The sequence below is a fragment of the Curtobacterium sp. S6 genome, assembly GCF_000710345.2.
Classification (GTDB): domain Bacteria; phylum Actinomycetota; class Actinomycetes; order Actinomycetales; family Micrococcaceae; genus Rothia.
The window spans coordinates 53655-68955 of sequence record NZ_JHEL01000010.1; the positions used below are offsets into that span (position 1 = coordinate 53655).

General features: G+C 60.3%; 15 protein-coding genes. 7 read left to right on the forward strand and 8 right to left on the reverse strand.

The features are described 5' to 3' along the window. Nucleotide 1 precedes the first annotated feature (1 nt). Nucleotides 2–424 (forward strand): tyrosine-type recombinase/integrase, encoded by a 423-nt coding sequence (locus CURSPS6_RS12925; protein ID WP_051687497.1) that lies wholly within the window; start codon nt 2–4, stop codon nt 422–424. A gap of 368 nt (nt 425–792) precedes the next feature. Beyond that, the gene (locus CURSPS6_RS12455; RefSeq protein WP_152978014.1) at nt 793–1077 is read left to right on the forward strand and encodes a hypothetical protein; all 285 of its coding nucleotides are present in this window, start codon (nt 793–795) and stop codon (nt 1075–1077) included. Here the strand turns inward: CURSPS6_RS12455 and CURSPS6_RS12460 are convergent. After that, nucleotides 1074–1655, reverse strand: a complete 582-nt coding sequence (locus CURSPS6_RS12460; RefSeq protein ID WP_152978015.1) for a hypothetical protein — start codon at nt 1653–1655, stop codon at nt 1074–1076. The genes CURSPS6_RS12455 and CURSPS6_RS12460 overlap by 4 nt on opposite strands. 1038 nt (nt 1656–2693) lie before the next feature. Here CURSPS6_RS12460 and CURSPS6_RS01355 point away from each other — a divergent pair. Beyond that, nucleotides 2694–4175 (forward strand): MFS transporter, encoded by a 1482-nt coding sequence (locus CURSPS6_RS01355; protein WP_235503649.1) that lies wholly within the window; start codon nt 2694–2696, stop codon nt 4173–4175. Nucleotides 4176–4541: 366 nt separating this feature from the next. On the opposite strand, the gene CURSPS6_RS01360 is transcribed toward CURSPS6_RS01355, so the two are convergent. After that, nucleotides 4542–5474: a LysR family transcriptional regulator gene (locus CURSPS6_RS01360; RefSeq protein ID WP_051687498.1), complete on the reverse strand. Its 933-nt coding sequence runs from the start codon at nt 5472–5474 to the stop codon at nt 4542–4544. 102 nt (nt 5475–5576) lie between these two features. Here CURSPS6_RS01360 and CURSPS6_RS01365 point away from each other — a divergent pair, with 102 nt between their 5' ends. Beyond that, on the forward strand, nt 5577–6728 hold the full coding sequence (locus tag CURSPS6_RS01365) for a PrpF domain-containing protein (protein ID WP_035809992.1): 1152 nt from the start codon (nt 5577–5579) through the stop codon (nt 6726–6728). Then, on the forward strand, nt 6725–7996 hold the full coding sequence (locus CURSPS6_RS01370) for an SLC13 family permease (RefSeq protein ID WP_030013541.1): 1272 nt from the start codon (nt 6725–6727) through the stop codon (nt 7994–7996). The genes CURSPS6_RS01365 and CURSPS6_RS01370 overlap by 4 nt, the downstream gene beginning before the upstream one ends. 190 nt (nt 7997–8186) lie before the next feature. Here the strand turns inward: CURSPS6_RS01370 and CURSPS6_RS01375 are convergent, their stop codons facing one another. The 6 genes from CURSPS6_RS01375 to CURSPS6_RS01400 all read right to left on the reverse strand — a co-directional run bounded on the left by CURSPS6_RS01375 (nt 8187) and on the right by CURSPS6_RS01400 (nt 12787). Continuing rightward, nucleotides 8187–8447, reverse strand: a complete 261-nt coding sequence (locus CURSPS6_RS01375; RefSeq protein WP_030013545.1) for a Txe/YoeB family addiction module toxin — start codon at nt 8445–8447, stop codon at nt 8187–8189. Continuing rightward, entirely contained in the window at nt 8444–8695 is a 252-nt protein-coding gene (locus CURSPS6_RS01380) for a type II toxin-antitoxin system Phd/YefM family antitoxin (RefSeq protein ID WP_030013546.1), read from the reverse strand. The genes CURSPS6_RS01375 and CURSPS6_RS01380 overlap by 4 nt, the downstream gene beginning before the upstream one ends. Nucleotides 8696–8811: 116 nt before the next feature. Continuing rightward, nucleotides 8812–9837 (reverse strand): VOC family protein, encoded by a 1026-nt coding sequence (locus CURSPS6_RS01385; RefSeq protein WP_051687499.1) that lies wholly within the window; start codon nt 9835–9837, stop codon nt 8812–8814. A gap of 25 nt (nt 9838–9862) precedes the next feature. Continuing rightward, nucleotides 9863–10546 carry a 4-carboxy-4-hydroxy-2-oxoadipate aldolase/oxaloacetate decarboxylase gene (ligK, locus tag CURSPS6_RS01390; RefSeq protein WP_030013550.1) on the reverse strand — a complete coding sequence of 228 codons (684 nt, stop codon included), beginning with the start codon at nt 10544–10546 and terminating at the stop codon, nt 9863–9865. Next, entirely contained in the window at nt 10539–11591 is a 1053-nt protein-coding gene (locus tag CURSPS6_RS01395; protein WP_051687500.1) for an amidohydrolase family protein, read from the reverse strand. Before CURSPS6_RS01395 ends, ligK begins: the two co-directional genes overlap by 8 nt. Further along, nucleotides 11588–12787: a 4-oxalomesaconate tautomerase gene (locus CURSPS6_RS01400; protein ID WP_051687501.1), complete on the reverse strand. Its 1200-nt coding sequence runs from the start codon at nt 12785–12787 to the stop codon at nt 11588–11590. Before CURSPS6_RS01400 ends, CURSPS6_RS01395 begins: the two co-directional genes overlap by 4 nt. A gap of 156 nt (nt 12788–12943) precedes the next feature. Between CURSPS6_RS01400 and CURSPS6_RS01405 the strand changes: the two genes are divergently transcribed. Beyond that, nucleotides 12944–13639: a GntR family transcriptional regulator gene (locus CURSPS6_RS01405; RefSeq protein ID WP_082469906.1), complete on the forward strand. Its 696-nt coding sequence runs from the start codon at nt 12944–12946 to the stop codon at nt 13637–13639. Nucleotides 13640–13818: 179 nt separating this feature from the next. Continuing rightward, entirely contained in the window at nt 13819–15177 is a 1359-nt protein-coding gene (locus CURSPS6_RS01410; RefSeq protein ID WP_030013556.1) for an MFS transporter, read from the forward strand. The last annotated feature ends 124 nt before the right edge of the window (nt 15178–15301 follow it).

Here is a 15301-nt window from a genome sequence, read left to right on the forward strand (position 1 = left end):
TATGGGAAGACCCCGTTCCGGCTTCGGCTGGGGCGGGGTTTTCTGCGTCGTTGGCCATGATCAGTTGCGTCGTCGCGAGATCGCCGCGCTACACACTGATCGCCGGGACGGGGATTGGCTGACGATCACTGGTAATGGCGGGGCCACTCGATTGGTGCCGGTTCACCCTATTCTGGTGCCGTATCTAGATTTGAAGGTCACCGGATGGTATCTCCCGGGCCGGCTTGAAAGGCACCGGAGCGCCGACTTCGTGGGGAAACGGATCTCGCTACGGCTGGGGCCTGATGATGCGGGGCATCAGCTGCGGCTTCGGTACGTGACGGCGACTTACGCGGCGACCCGGGATCTACGGGCAGTGCAGGAGCTCTTGGGGCATGCAGACGTATCGACGACGCAGACGTATGTGGGGGTTGATGAGGACTAGCTGATCCGCACTGTAGCCGTCCTCCCATGGCATACGGCTTCTATGGTTAGGGAATAACGATGACATGGAACTAACCAAGAAATCGCGGGCCCTTCCCGGTCAGCTCCGTCACCTTGGCACATGTATTGGCCTCTTGAACAACAAATTTGGTGTCCTTCATTACTACAAATCGTCTGGACGATGATATGTTGAGAAGGTCTAACTACGGCCAGGATTGGTGAAATAACATGAACTGGAAAAGCTGTAAGGTCTTACTCGTCGCGGCGACTTTTGCGATGTGTGCATCTGGGTGCTCCGAAAACTCACCCAGCACTCCGCCATCCCCTTCGAATCAATTGTTCTCCGATCAGAAAACTGAAAATTATTCCATGAGTTTTACAGGGAACTTCCCCACGGAGGCACCAGATGCAACAGCGATTGCATCTGATGCCTCCGGCAAGGGACCGTTTTCTGTGGGCATCGCTTGCGACGGCGGCGGCTCCCTGAATTTAAAAATCGATAACTCCACCAATCACAAAATAGACTGTGACGGATCAAAGAATAAAATCGATGGGATTCAGAAGGTAGCCTTGGCCGGAGGAGTCAAGCTTAAGATCTCTTCAGACAAGCAAGACGGTGCCTGGAAGATACAGCTCATTGGAGCCAAACCTTAGACGTTCTCCACCTGACAAGCTACTCCCGTAGGAATAAAGGCTGACCCTGGCTGCCTGCCCGTCTCCACCCCAGCAACACGAGTTACGTACGTGTACTGGACGAATACACCCGAGGGGTGCATCACGAGCTGGGTGCCTCCAGTGGGGTTCCCATGACAAGTCCAGGTCTGGTTAACGGACTCGCTATAGCTACCGCCAATGGCTGCATTGATTTCGCCAAAATCTGCGCCGGCTTCACCGCTGATGGTTGCTGAAATTTCTTGCGACACCGAGATGTCGCACCCACCGTCGCCTGTATTACTACGACAGGTACCAATCACATCTGGTGATGAAACCCCTTCTTGAGTGTTGACGTCTTCGACAGAGCTTGGGTCGAATACGTAAGTGTTGGCCTTGGCCTCAGACGGTGTTACTACACGCGCATTCTCAAAGTGCTTTGAAATGGTTTCCTGGGAAATTCCATTGGCCTCTGGACCATCTTGAGCGGCGTTAGCGGCAGGTCCTGCCAGCAACGGCATTGAGGCTGCAATGCCGACAGCTCCTACAGTAGAAACAATTTTAATGAATTTGTTGAACATTTCCCTCTCCCTAACTGGTTCACTTCAGTGACACGAGACACCATATCGAATCGAATCGGTCATGTCGACAACAAAAATCGTTATAATAACTTAACCAAATGAGCCTTCTCATATGCTATGAGTTACCACTTCGACGCCATCAGGCAGGCACTGTCGCATCAGAGACAGGGGTCCGCATTGCATGTGTTGGGAGCTATGAGTTATAGCCCCTACGGTAATTCATTTTTTAATTGGTCAGACCTGTGTTTCCGAGCCGCCCTCTCTGTCGTAACCGTCAACAAACTAGCTCAGGGGTGATTACCTCCTGAATCAATGACGATTGGATGGTACTTCGCTCATAGGTGCGGCTTTAATGACGAGGTTATGGGTGTAGGCGAACCCAAAGATCCTTTCCCCGGATTCTCCTATGGATCATCCGGCGCAGGCGACAAGCACGAGGTCGGCGGGACTTTCGGTCCGCCAGATGTCTTCGTTGGGGAGGTCTTGGAAGGGCACGGTGTAGATATCGGTGACCATGTACGTGCGTGTGGCCCCGTCGGCCGTATAGAACCGGATCTGGTCGCATCGTTTAAGCCAGTGCAGTTGCACCGACGGGGAGAGCTGGCTGGAGTTTTGGGTGTAGTTGACGTGCCCACCAGCGAGGACGACGCCGTGATCGCCTCCGGGTCTCGCACCGTCGGTGTTCAGTAGGCCTGCGGGTGCGTCGGAGAGCTGGTCGGGGAACGGCCGGACACCGTTGGCGGGTCTCGGGCCAGAGCTGACCTAGAGTACGGGAATGTCCCGTCCTATTCATGCGAGGCCGTGCATCGCCAGGCAATGACAGCCCCCGGGACTTCCCTGAATCCCGGGCTTCCGGGCTCATCGACGGGCAGTCGTGAAACGCGGCTGACCTGGACATCCTCGATCTTCTGGCTAACGTAGATGAGGTGACCAGAGCGGGTGCGCCAGCTCACGCCCCGCGATGCCTCATCCACAATCGAATATTCGGCTGCTACAGGAGTGAGCTCCGCGCAGACTGGTGGCCGCAGGAGGAAGATCGTGAAGTCCAACGTCAATACCAACCTCAAGGATGAGTTACCCGACTCCCCGCGTCGCCTCCGGGCCGATGACTGCGTCGTCGTCGACAAGCCTCGGTTGGTTCGGTCCCAAATCGGGGCCGGTGTCGGTAACTTCATGGAGTGGTACGACGTCGGGGTCTACGGCTACCTGGCCACCACCATGGCACAGGTCTTCACCGCCGGCATGGGCGAGACCGTGGGTTTGCTGGTGACGCTGTTCGGCTTCGCGGTCTCCTTCTTGGTGCGGCCGCTGGGCGGGATGATCCTCGGCCCTCTGGGAGACAGGATCGGCCGCCGATCCGTCATGCTGTTCACCATCATGATGATGGCCACGGCCACCGTCTTGATCGGTTGCCTGCCCGGAGCCAATTCCATCGGTATCTGGGCAGTTGTGCTGCTGTACGTTCTACGCATGGTCCAGGGGTTCTCGACGGGCGGCGAGTACGCTGGCGCCGCCACCTATGTGTCGGAATACGCGCCGGACCGCAGTCGTGGCGTGTGGACCTCATTACTGAACAGCGGTTCGCAACTGGGCTTTGCCGCGGGTGCCGGCGTCGTGGCCGCCACGACCGCGATCTCCACCAACCTGTGGGGCGAGAACGCGATGGTCGACGGGGCATGGCGCATTCCCTTCCTGTTCGCCCTTGTCCTGGGCATCGCATCGCTGCTGGTACGCAACGGCATCACCGAATCGCCGAGCTTCGAAAAAGCCCGTGAGGTTAAGGAAAAGCCGGGCACCAGCCGGATCTTCGTCCGCCACAACCTGCGCAACGTGATTCGCTACTACTGGCCGCAGATCGTCATCGGGATCGCGATCATCGGGGCCGACGGCGCGTGCTCGTACACACTGACAAGCTACATGCCGACGTATCTCGAGACGCAGATCGGAATGGCCACGGTCCATACGGCCACGGCCACCGTGGTGATTCTCTTGATGCAGGCGGTCTTGTTGCCGATCTCCGCCAAGATCTCGGACAGGATCGGGCGCCGCCCCATGTACTTCTGCGCCGCGATTTCCAACCTCATACTCCTGATTCCGGCATTCGTGCTCTTCCATACCGGATCTCTGTGGGGGCTGTACGCGGGCCTGATCCTGATCATGATCCCGGGGACGATGTACCTGTCCATCAACGCCGCCGTGCAATCGGAACTGTTCCCCACGGCGTCCCGCTATGCGGGCGTGGGCTTGACCCAGAATTTCGCCGTATCGATCATCGGCGGGACCGTGCCGCTGATCAGTCAGCTTCTCGTGGATATCACGGGCAACAGCTACGTCCCGGCGTTCTACGTGATGTTCTTCTCGGTCCTGGCGATCGTTGCGACGCTGTTTCTCCGAGAATCCGCGGGACGGCCGCTCATCGGCTCGGTGCCCGTCGTCGCGACGCGACGCGAAGCCGTTCAGCTGGAGAAGGGCCAAGACGAGGACGAATCCATCGACACTTCGACGATGCTGCTGAACTAGCCGGGGCGGGGCAGCGCCAAAGCATCTTAGAGGCTTGGCCTACTGCCCAACCCAGCTGGCCCTAGGGCAGGCCCATTCGACGGCCGTCCGCCGGATACCGTCACCATGCTCCCCGTCCATCGATGAAAGACAGCAACCGACAAGCGTTCGCTGGGCTTTTGAGGGGAAAGGCGATTTCTCAGAGTGATTCGTCGACGAGGCCGATAACGCCCGGGAAACAAACGCTCATCAGCGTGATTCGAAAACACGCCGTTTCGGGGAGACAATAAACCCTTCCCCGTTGCGCCCTGGATAGATGACAAGCACAAATTCTACTGGGTGACTACACCCGCAGATGGCTCAACGGGATGACGTAGTTTACGCTAGCTAAGCGCTGAGATTATCCAGCGACGTATATTCTTTGACGGCCTCAAAGAATATCTTCCTTGCACCCCTGATCGTGGGATTCGAAACTGAAGCAGCGTTCCAACCTAATAAGATTCTTCTCGGCGAGGGATTGCCCAGCAGGGGAATAATTTTCACGCCAGGCATGGGATGCAAAGTAGCAAGGCGGGGAGCCAGTGCGATGCCAACCCCCGCCGCAACCATGCCTTGAAGCTCTTGGTAATCGCTGGTCGTGAGCACGATATTGGGGTCAAAGCCCTTTTGACGGCAAATTTTTATGAGGGCTTCACGCACCGGATGGGCGTTTCTGGTAATCCAGTTTTCTTCGGCGAGTTCCTCAATCGTCATCGAGTCTCGCTGGGCAAATCTTTCACTATCAGGAAGGACCAGCATGCTCTCTTCCTCCAGGAGCGTGGACACCTCTAGGGCACCCGACTCAAAGGGGCTCCAAGAATAGTCCCACAATATTCCCATATCCGCCTCGTGACGCTCTAACGCGTCCACGACCCCGTCGAGTCTCGAACTGATGATCCGCACGTCAATGCGAGGGTATTTGTGGTGAAACATCCTCACCACCTTCGGCATGACAGACGCCGTGAAGGTGGGAAAGGTGGCTATCGTAATTTTTCCCTTATTAAGGTTTCTGAACTGGTCCATATCTGCCCGGGCCGCGGAAAGCTGTTTTTCTATCGATTCGGCATGGTGGGCAAGGGCCCTCCCGGCCTCGGTCAGGCGTATGCCTCGAGAGTGCCTCTCCACCAGCGCCAGCCCCACTTCACGCTCGAGTTTCGCCACCTGTTGCGAGACAGCCGAAACGGTGACGACCAAGTCGGCGGCCGCGGCCGTGACCGACCCGAGCCGCTCGATGGCTCTCAGGGTCAGGAGACGGTCGACGTTCAGATATTTTTCCATCATTGAAGCATAGCTTAAGCAACCTTGCTGAATTATAAATTGTGCTGAACCACGACCGCGGGAGAGAGTGATCCGAGTCGCATTACAACGGAAGGACATCGGATCATGTCACCACTGATAGGTCACTGGTATCGAGGTGGAACCTCGAAATGCTGGCTCTTTACAGCAGACCAGCTCCCGGGGACACGCGAGCAGATCGGCAGTGTTCTCGCCGAGGCCTTCGGCGCCTCGGACGAACGCCAGCTTGAAGGCATCGGTGGAGGCACCTCGACGACGTCGAAAGCCGCGGTTGTCGAGACGTCAGGAACGCCGGGTATTGACGTCAACTACCTGTTCGCCCAAGTGGGAATAGGCGATGGGCAGGTGGAGTTCGCGTCCAATTGCGGCAACTGCGCCTCGGCCGTCGCCCTCTTTGCCCTCCAACAGGGCATGGTCACCCCCGACGGGGACATGACGGCGGTTCGGCTCTATAGCCACAACACCGGCACGGTCATTCGGGCCGTGGTCGCCACGCCACAGGGACAAGTCCCCACCTCCGGAGATGCCCTGATCCCAGGCGTCTCCCTGCCCGGAGTTGGGGTCGACGTCCTCTTTGAAGACGTCGACGGAACCTCGACCGGCAACGTGCTTCCTACCGGGAAGAGCGTTGAACCGTTTGAGCTGAACGGCGACGCACACGAGGCAACATGCATCGACGCGGGTGCACCGAGCTGTTTCGTCTCGGCGACGGGTGCGCTAGCACGAGTTGCCTTCGATAGCTCCGTGTTCCCCGCTGAACTTGTTGATCAGCTCGTCGATGTGCGGGAACAAGCATCGCACCGCATGGCACTGACACCTCCGGGTACCGCTCCAAGCCCGGCCGTCCCGAAGACTGGCCTCTTAGGGGAGCCCACCGACTACCGAACGATTTCGGGACAATTGGTGACTGCCGCAGAATACGACGTACGGGTCACGATGCTGTCCATGTACGCACCGCATCCTGCCATAGGGATCACCTCAGCGGTGGCCCTGGCGCGCAGTGCCGCAATTCAGGGAACCACGGCCCAGAAACTGTGGGATGGTACCCGCGTATCAACCGAAGCCGGGGAGTTCTCTCTGCGGCTGGGGACTCCGTCCGGAGTGATCACGGCCGTCTACCGCGAAGGTACGGGGCAACAATCGCCCAGCGTCGGTGTTTTCCGCAGTGCACGGCATCTAGCTGATGCAAAGATCCTCCTGGATGAGAACTCATCCTTCGTGGAAGGGGCGCAAGCATGACCGGGGTCGACATTGTATTAATCGCCGTCCTGATAGCAATGTTCGTCGTCGCTACCAAGTGGCCCGTCAACATCGGGCTCCTCGGGCTCGCCGGAGCTTTCATCATTGGTGAGTTCTTCCTTGGGATGGACGAGAAAGAGATCCTCAAGGAATTCCCTTCGAGTATTTTGGTGACGATTCTGGGGGTGACGTATTTCTTCTCCCTCGCGCAGAAAAACGGAACCATCGACTATCTCGTCCACTCCATGATCAAGAGCGTGGGCGGCCGAACCGCGGTAGTGCCTTGGATATTTTTCCTGGTCGCTTCGGTTCTGACCGCGCTGGGAACATTCTCACCGGCAGCGGTAGCGCTATTGGCGCCGGCGGCCATGTCCTTTAGCGCACGGACCGGCTTCAGCCCCGTGGTGACAGGCGCCCTGGTCATCAACGGCGCCCACGCCGGCGGGTTCTCGCCCATCTCCGTCTCGGGAAATATCGTGACGAACATAGCCTCCAAGCATGGTGTTTCCGTTGACGCGATCGGTTTATGCCTGGCCTCTTACGCCATCAACTTGATGGTTTCGATACTCACCGTCGTCGTCATGAAACTCATCGGAAGGCTCCACGCCAAGCCTGAAGGACACGTCCTTGATCCCACCACCCAGATGGGAGTAGTCGTCGGGGAACATCGACTGACGCCGAGGATCATCCTGACCCTGGCGTTGATGGTGGTCATGATCATCGCCGCGGTGGTCTTTTCTCTTCCCATCGGGTTCGTCGGAATCGTTGTGGGTGTGATTCTTTCCTTCACGATGATGCAGAAATCGGATTCATTCGTTTCCGGGATCTCCTGGTCCACTATTCTGCTGGTCAGCGGCATGATGGTCTACGTTTCGTTGATGGTCGAATCGGGCGTTATCGATAATCTTTCGACCGCCGCCCTGGCCCTCGGCGCACCCCTGGTCGTTGGCATGCTGCTGTGCCTCATCGTGGGTTTCGGCTCAGCTTTCGCATCGTCGACCGCCTTGATCACGGCACTGATCCCCATGGCCATCCCCCTCATTCAGGAATCCTCCCTGAGCGCCACGGCGGTCCTCAGTGCCATAGCGATCTCCGCGACCATCGTGGACGTCTCGCCCCTATCGACGGACGGGGCCCTGGTCATCGCGTCGACGCAAGGCAAAGCCAAGGCGACCATCTGGCGGAACCTGGTCATTTACGCCGTCTTTGTGGTGGCCTTGGCCCCGGTCTTGTCGTGGTTCCTCCTGGTGCCCACGCACATCATCTAGAGCCAACCGACTCGTGGTTTTATCTCCGGCAGTGTTCATCACCAGTCATCGAAAACGGATGATCCGAGCCTCTACCCGCGGGAGCAGTAAGGCAAGAAAATCGAGAGGAATAGTGCGACACTCAGCTCACGGGGTTGCCTACCCTCGCCGAGGACCTTGACCAAATACTCTTCCAAAGGTCAGCACAAGATCAGTCTTCATAGTGGTAGCGGCAGGCCGCGATCTTCACGACGTCGTCACCGATCTTGTAGATGAGCCGGTGTTCGTCGCTGATCCGGCGGGACCAGTAACCAGAGAAACCGTGCTTAAGCGGCTCGGGTTTTCCGATGCCTTCGTTGCCGTTACGTTGGATATCCCTCAGGAGGGAGTTGATTCTCTTCAGGATTCTGCGATCTTGGGTTTGCCACCAGAGATAATCCGCCCAAGCGCACTCGCTCCAGAGCAGTTTCATTCGAGGGCATCCCGTTGGATACCGCCGCCATGCTCCAATTGATCGATGGAGGAGAGTAACCGGCGGGCGTTCGCTGGGTTTCGGAGGAGGTAAGCGGTTTCCTTGAGCGACTCGTAGTCGTCGAGGGCCACCATCACCACCGGCTCGTGGCCCGCACGCGAGATGATGACTTCTTCGCGATCATCGACCACCGCATCCAACGTCTCGGCATAACGAGCCCGTGATTCCGTGTACGTCATGGTTCTCATCAGTCCACACCTTTCATACGTACAGGATATTGTACGTCGCGGGGTCGCGAACCTGTGGCCGCACCGCTTGCCCGCTTCCATCGGAGGTGCATGGGTTCCGGCCTTCCTCGGATACATCAGTCGGTATAAACCTCTCTCACCGCCGCGCGCTTGATACCTTGCATCGCCTCGCGGTCGATGCGCTCCTGGTCCTTCACGTAGGGGGTCCCGTGAGTATGGAAGGTGGGAACGGTCTTCATGCCCCAGGCTTGACCTTTACCCCGTTCCGCTTCGGACCATTCGATCACCGGCCAGTCCGGGTCAAGAATCAAACGGGCACCGGCGTTGGCCAGTTCGATGCGATTTCCGCCGGGCTCCCACACGTACAAGAAGAACGTCTGATTGATCGCGTGTTTATAGGGTCCGTATTCGATATACACCCCGTTTTCCAAAAAGATATCCGCGGCCTTGAGAATGTCCTCGCGCGTGTCCGGGGCGAACGCGAGGTGATGAAAACGGCCGCGCTCCCCGCTCCAGTCTTCGGAGTAAACGACGTCGTACGACTTCTGTTGAAACCTGAACCACCACGCGCCGTATCCGCCGTTATCGAGCCTCACCCGTTCCGATTCCCGGGCCTTGAGCACGTCCCGCCAAAACTCTCCGGCGGCATTGACGTCGTCGGCGAGGTAATTGATGTGGTCCAGGCGCCGTGCATTGACCCCTCGCCCGGGATACGCGGCGGCCTGATTCTTCAGCGCCGGGGTGTCCTCGCCGTCTGGTTCGTAGCGCTGCGTCTCATAGTAAATGGCCATGAGGTGGCCGTCCGGGTCCTCGAATTCGTAGGCGGGCCCAACCCCAACCTCCGGTTCCCTCCATCCGTGTCCCAACCCGGTCGCCTCGATCGCGGCGACCCGTCGTTCAAGGGCCTCGGCGCTGGACGCACGGTACAGCGTCCGTCCCACGCCGTTCGTTTCAGCAGCGGTGAGTTTGATCGTGTAGTTCTCGTATTCATCCCAGCACCGAAGATATGCGGAATTCCCGATACGAGCGATTTCCCTCATCGCGAGCAAATCCCTGAAGAACCAGAGGCTCTTGTCAAAAGCCGGGGTGTACAACTCGACGGCTCCCACGTGGGATAGGTCGAAATTCTCTGTCTCTGCCATGTCGTGTCCTTTCGTGAGCGTCGATTTAGTCGACGTAAGTCAGCCCGGCCTGTTCCAACGGTTGCCGCATGGAATAGAGGTCCAGCCCCAAAGTTCCCGCGCGGAATTTCTCTCGTTTGTCCCGTTCCCGGTCTTCACGCTCTTGGGCGGCCTGGGCCACCTGAGCCACACGATCCTTCGGAACCACCACGACGCCGTCGTGGTCCGCGATCACCACATCCCCCGGATGAATCAGGGCGTTGGCGCAGACCACCGGCACGTTCACCGAGCCGAGCGTCGCCTTGATCGTCCCCTTGGAATTGATCGCCCGGGAAAAGACCGGAAAATCCATCTCCTCGAGCTGTCGGATATCCCGGCACCCGCCATCGATGACCAGTCCCCGGGCGCCCTGCGCGCGCATTGAGGTCGCAAGAAGTTCCCCAAAGAAGCCGTCTTCACATTCGGTGGTACAGCCAGCGACAACGACGTCGCCCGGCCTCACCTGCTCCGCCGCAACGTGCAGCATCCAGTTATCCCCGGGCTGCAACAGGACGGTCACCGCCGGTCCGCACAGCCTCGCGCCGGTGTACACGGGCCGGATATAGGGGCGCATCAGGCCAACGCGCCCCATCGCCTCGTGGAGGGTGGGCACATCGAACCCGTCGAGGGCCGCGAGGGCCTCAGGCTCCGGCCGAACGACGTCGGTGTGCACGATTCCGAGATCAAACATGAGTATTCCGCCTTGTCGAGGTAGTGGGATGAAGGTTTCTGAGGTGCTCGTCCAGCCTCGGATAGACCCGGCGCGCATTGCGTTCGCAGATATTCGCGGCGTCTTCGGCAGCCAAGGAGGCGGCGCGAAGATACCGGGCCGTGTCGTCAAAGGAGTGGCCCGTCTCGGGGTCCACGCCCCGGACCGCCCCGATCATTTCCGAGCCGAACAGGAGGTTGTGGTGCGGGATCACGGCGAGCAACTCATCGATTCCGGCCTGGTGATACACGCAGGTATCGAAGAAGACGTTCCCCAGCAGGTGCTCCTCGAGCGGGGGCTTGCCCAATGTTTGCGCCAGCCCACGAAGGCGCCCCCAGTGGTAGGGCGCCGCGCCGCCGCCGTGTGGGATCACGAATTTCAGCTCGGGAAAGCGCTGGAACAGATCCCCCTGGATCAGCTGCATCACGGCCGTCGTATCCGCGTTCAGGTAATGCGCTCCCGTGGTGTGAAAAGCGGGGTTGACCGAGGTCGACACGTGAATCATCGCCGGCAGGCGATGCTCGACCAACGCCTCGTACACCGGGAACCATGAATCATCGGTCAGAGGAGGCGAGGTCCAATACCCGCCGGATGGATCGGGATTGAGGTTGACCCCCACGACGTTGAACTCGTCGACGCAACGCTCGATCTCGGCCACGCAGGTCGCCGGATCGATCCCCGGTGACTGCGGCAGCATCGCCGCGGCAACGAAGCGTTCCGGATAAAGGGAGGCGACCCGGGCGCACAGGTCATTGCATCGTCGCGCCCACGCAGAGGAGGTCTCGAAACCCCCGATGTGATGAGCCATGAAGGAAGCCCGAGGAGAGAAGATCGTCAGGTCGATGCCTCGCTCGTCCATCAGCCGCACTTGATTGGCGTCGATGCTATGACGAATCTGCTCGTCCGTGATGAGGGGGCCGGCGGGATCCGGCTTCGCGGCCCCGCCCAAGGCCGCGATCTGTTGCTCGCGCCAACGTCCGAGCCCCTCGGGGGCCGTGGTGTAATGCCCATGGCAGTCGATGATCATGACTCGGTTTTCTCCGTTCCTGGAATCTTGCGCTGGGGGTCCCACACCGTGCGGGGAACCCAAAGATCTCCCGACATCAGCGGGCGTGCGGTCCTGGTGATCCCCGCGCGCAGTACCTCGCCGCGCTCGGACAGTTCCAGGTCGACGTCGAAGGCGCCGCTGGGGTGCTCAATCGCGAGGGTTCGTTGGCGGCCGCTCCCGGATGCGGCCAGGCCGTGGGCCACGGTTCCGCCCATGCACACGGCGGTGGCCACCGTGACCGCGGCGAGCACACCGATGGATTCGTGCGCGGCGTGCGGAATGAAGCATCGCGTCGAAACCGCTCCCCCGCCACGCGGTGCGGCAAGGAGGGTCATTTTCGGGTAGCTCTTGTCCCGCACGTCTCCGAGCCCCATGAGGCCCGCGCCTTCGATACGCAGATCTTCGAGGAGAGCCTTGAGATCGGCGTCTGCGTTGAGTTCTTCCGTGGACTCGTATCCCGTCCGACCGACGTCGCCCGCCCGCACCAGAATCATGGGTTGGCCGTTGTCGATCAGGGTTGCCTCCAGCTCGCGTCCGCCGGCAAGGACGACGACGTCCCGCTCGTGACCCGTGGGCAGCAGCGAGGCGGCCACCGAGCCTTCGGTGTCCCGGAACATGATCCTGATGGGAGAGGCCGTTCCCCCGACGCCGTCGATTGCGGTATCGCCGTCGTAAGCCACCACGCGCCGCGAATCCTCACCGGTTCCGAGCTCGGGGGTCTGGACGGTGATCTCTGATATCAGCCCGGTGTTGAGGGTTCGGACCGTTGCGGTGGTCGTCTCGCCACCGGGTTCGAGCAGCCCGGTCTCGAGAGCGTACGGCACCACGGCGGAGAGCATATTCCCGCAGTTGGCGGTGGTCTGAACGCTGGTGTTCCCGGGCTGGAGCTGGACAAAAGTGAAATCGAGATCGATCTCGGCCTCGTCAGAACCCGAAACGATGCCGGCCTTACTCGTCAGGGGGTGGCCTCCGCCGACCCCGTCCACTTGCAACGGATGAGGGCTACCCATGACGGCGAGGAGAACCCGGTTCCGCACTGCGATGTCTCGTGGCAAGTCCGAGGCCCGGAAGAACGGCCCCCGAGACGTGCCGCCGCGCATGAGCCACGCGGGGATCGGAACCTGCGCACCGAATGGCCTCGGAGGTCTTCCCGCCTCTGTGAAGGGTTCAGTCATCTGTGGTTCTCTCTGGTTCGGCCTCGCCGTCGAGGGTGATGTGGATGACTTGAGCGTACATCGTCAACTTTATTGTTGACAATATCGCAAACGAAGTTCGCCGTTCGGTAGACTGTCTCCACCCGGAGTTATTTGCACAACCCGAAGGAGAGCCCCTTGCCCGGCGAGAGCTCAACCACAGCACCACGCGCAGCCAGCTCGGGCACGCCTGGGCGCGCCTCGTCGACCCCCGCCCCACAGCTGGTCAGCCTTCTCCGCGACGCGATCGTTTCCGGCCAGCTCGTGCCCAATCAGCGGCTGGTCGAGGCGGACCTCTCCGAGGAGTACAACGCCTCCCGGGGAAATGTGCGCATCGCTCTCTCCGAACTCAGCGTGGAAGGCCTCATCGAACGCGTTCAGAATCGCGGGGCCCGAGTGAGGGCGGTCTCCGTCGAGGAAGCCGTAGAAATCACCGAGGTCCGCGGGGCGCTCGAGGCGATGTGTGCCCGCAAGGCCGCGGAGCGCGCCGACGGCGAGCAAGTGGAGCGCCTCCGGGCCATTGCTCGGCGCATGACCGCGGCCGTCGACACCGGGAATCTCTCCGAGTATTCGCAGTGCAACAAGGAGCTCCACGCCCTCATCATCGAGATGAGCGGGCAGAAGACGGCCGCCGAGACCATCAAACGTCTTCGGGGCCAAGCCGTGCGCTACCAATTCAAGCTCTCGAATCATCCCGGGCGTCCCGCCGTCTCACTCCCCCAGCACCTGGCGATCATCGACGCGGTGTGTAACCACCGTCCCGACGCGGCCGCGGAAGCCATGTCCCGGCACCTCGCGAGCGTGGCCGACGCGATTCGCTCAACCGAGGACTGAGCTCGCATGGCCGCCCGCCACCGGCAAAGAGGCGGTGTTCGCATCATTAACTAAATTGTTGACACTTTTGATGTGTCCTGGTTCACTGTTGCTCACTGCGGGTCACCCATCACCATCCGAATGGAGTGACCGCAGCCTGAGGACCTCACCGGCGAGGTCCGTGACTTCAAGGGGAACTCATGACTACTCGCGACATCGCACCGAGGACACAAAGAATTACCAGCAACAGGGCATTCAAGATCGTCCTGACCCTGTGCTGGGTCGCCATCTTCTTCGACGGCATCGACACCTTCATGTACGGCTCGACCATCCCGAGCATGCAGGCCGACGCGGACTTCCACATGACCGCGGCACACGCGGGAAACATCGGTTCCTTTGCGACCTTCGGAATGCTCATCGGCGCGCTCACGATCGGCATCGTCGCCGACACGATCGGTCGCCGCTGGAGCATCATCCTGTGCTCAGCGATCTTTTCCCTCTCCTCCGCCGGATGCGCCTTGGCCATGAGCGCCGGGAGCTTCGGCGTCTGGCGCACGATCGCCGGATTTGGCCTGGGCGGCCTGTTGCCGACGGCGATCGCCATGGTCTCCGAATTTGCCCCTGATCGAGTTCGCAATTTCTCCGTCGGCGCGGTCATGACGGCCCATCAGGCGGGCGGCATCGTCGCCCCTCTATTGTGCCTGTATTTGCTGCCCCACCTGGGGTGGCGCTCGATTTACTGGGTCGGAGTGGTCCCCCTGATCGTTCTGGTTCCGCTGGTCTTGGCGATGCTTCCGGAATCCCCCACCTTCCTCGTGGCCCGCGGTCGCCTGGAAAAGGCTCGCGCTCAGGCGGAACGATTCGACCTCGTCGCCCCCTTGGCCAAGACCACCATCACCAAGCGGGGCGGAAGCTTCGGCCAAAACCTCGCCAAGCTCTTCCGCGGCCGGAATGCCGTGGTGACGATCCTCTTCTGGCTGGGATCCTTCGGCGGCCTCCTCCTGGTGTACGGCATGAGCACGTGGCTGCCCTCGCTCATGGAGTCTCTCGGATTCGATCTCGGCAATTCGTTGATCCTGCTGTGCCTCATTAACGCGGGTGGAATCGTCGGAACCCTGGTGGCCGGAAAGGTGGCCGACGCGTGGGGCCCGGTTCGCGTCTCGATGCTGTGGTTCTTTGTCACAGCCGTGGGCGTTTGCGCGATGGGCATCAAATCCTCGATGGTCGTGACCTACATTCTGGTGTTTGTCACCGGCATCTTCCTCTTCAGCGCCCAGATCATGATCTACGCCGCCGTATCCCACGTTTTCCCCACCGAGACCCGGGCCACCGCGCTCGGCCTGACGACGGGCATGGGTCGCTTCGGCGCCGTTTTCGGGCCGTGGATGGGCGGACAGCTCTTCGCCCTGGGCATGGAGAAATGGGGTTTCGCGGCGTTCGGGGCGTTTGGGGTCACCTCGGGGGTCATGATGCTCCTGATCTATTTGGCCCTACGTACGCACGGCGGCAAAACGCGCGAGGCCGCGGAGGCGGAACGCGCCGTCGTACATACCGGGTAGGGCCGCACCGGACCGGGGAGCCCGCGAGCGCGCGGGTGGCACCCACGCTGATCTGCGGTGATGTGAGAAAGTACTTTGCCTAGCAAATGAGGTGAGGCTACACTTAGCTCATCCCCAGCAGATC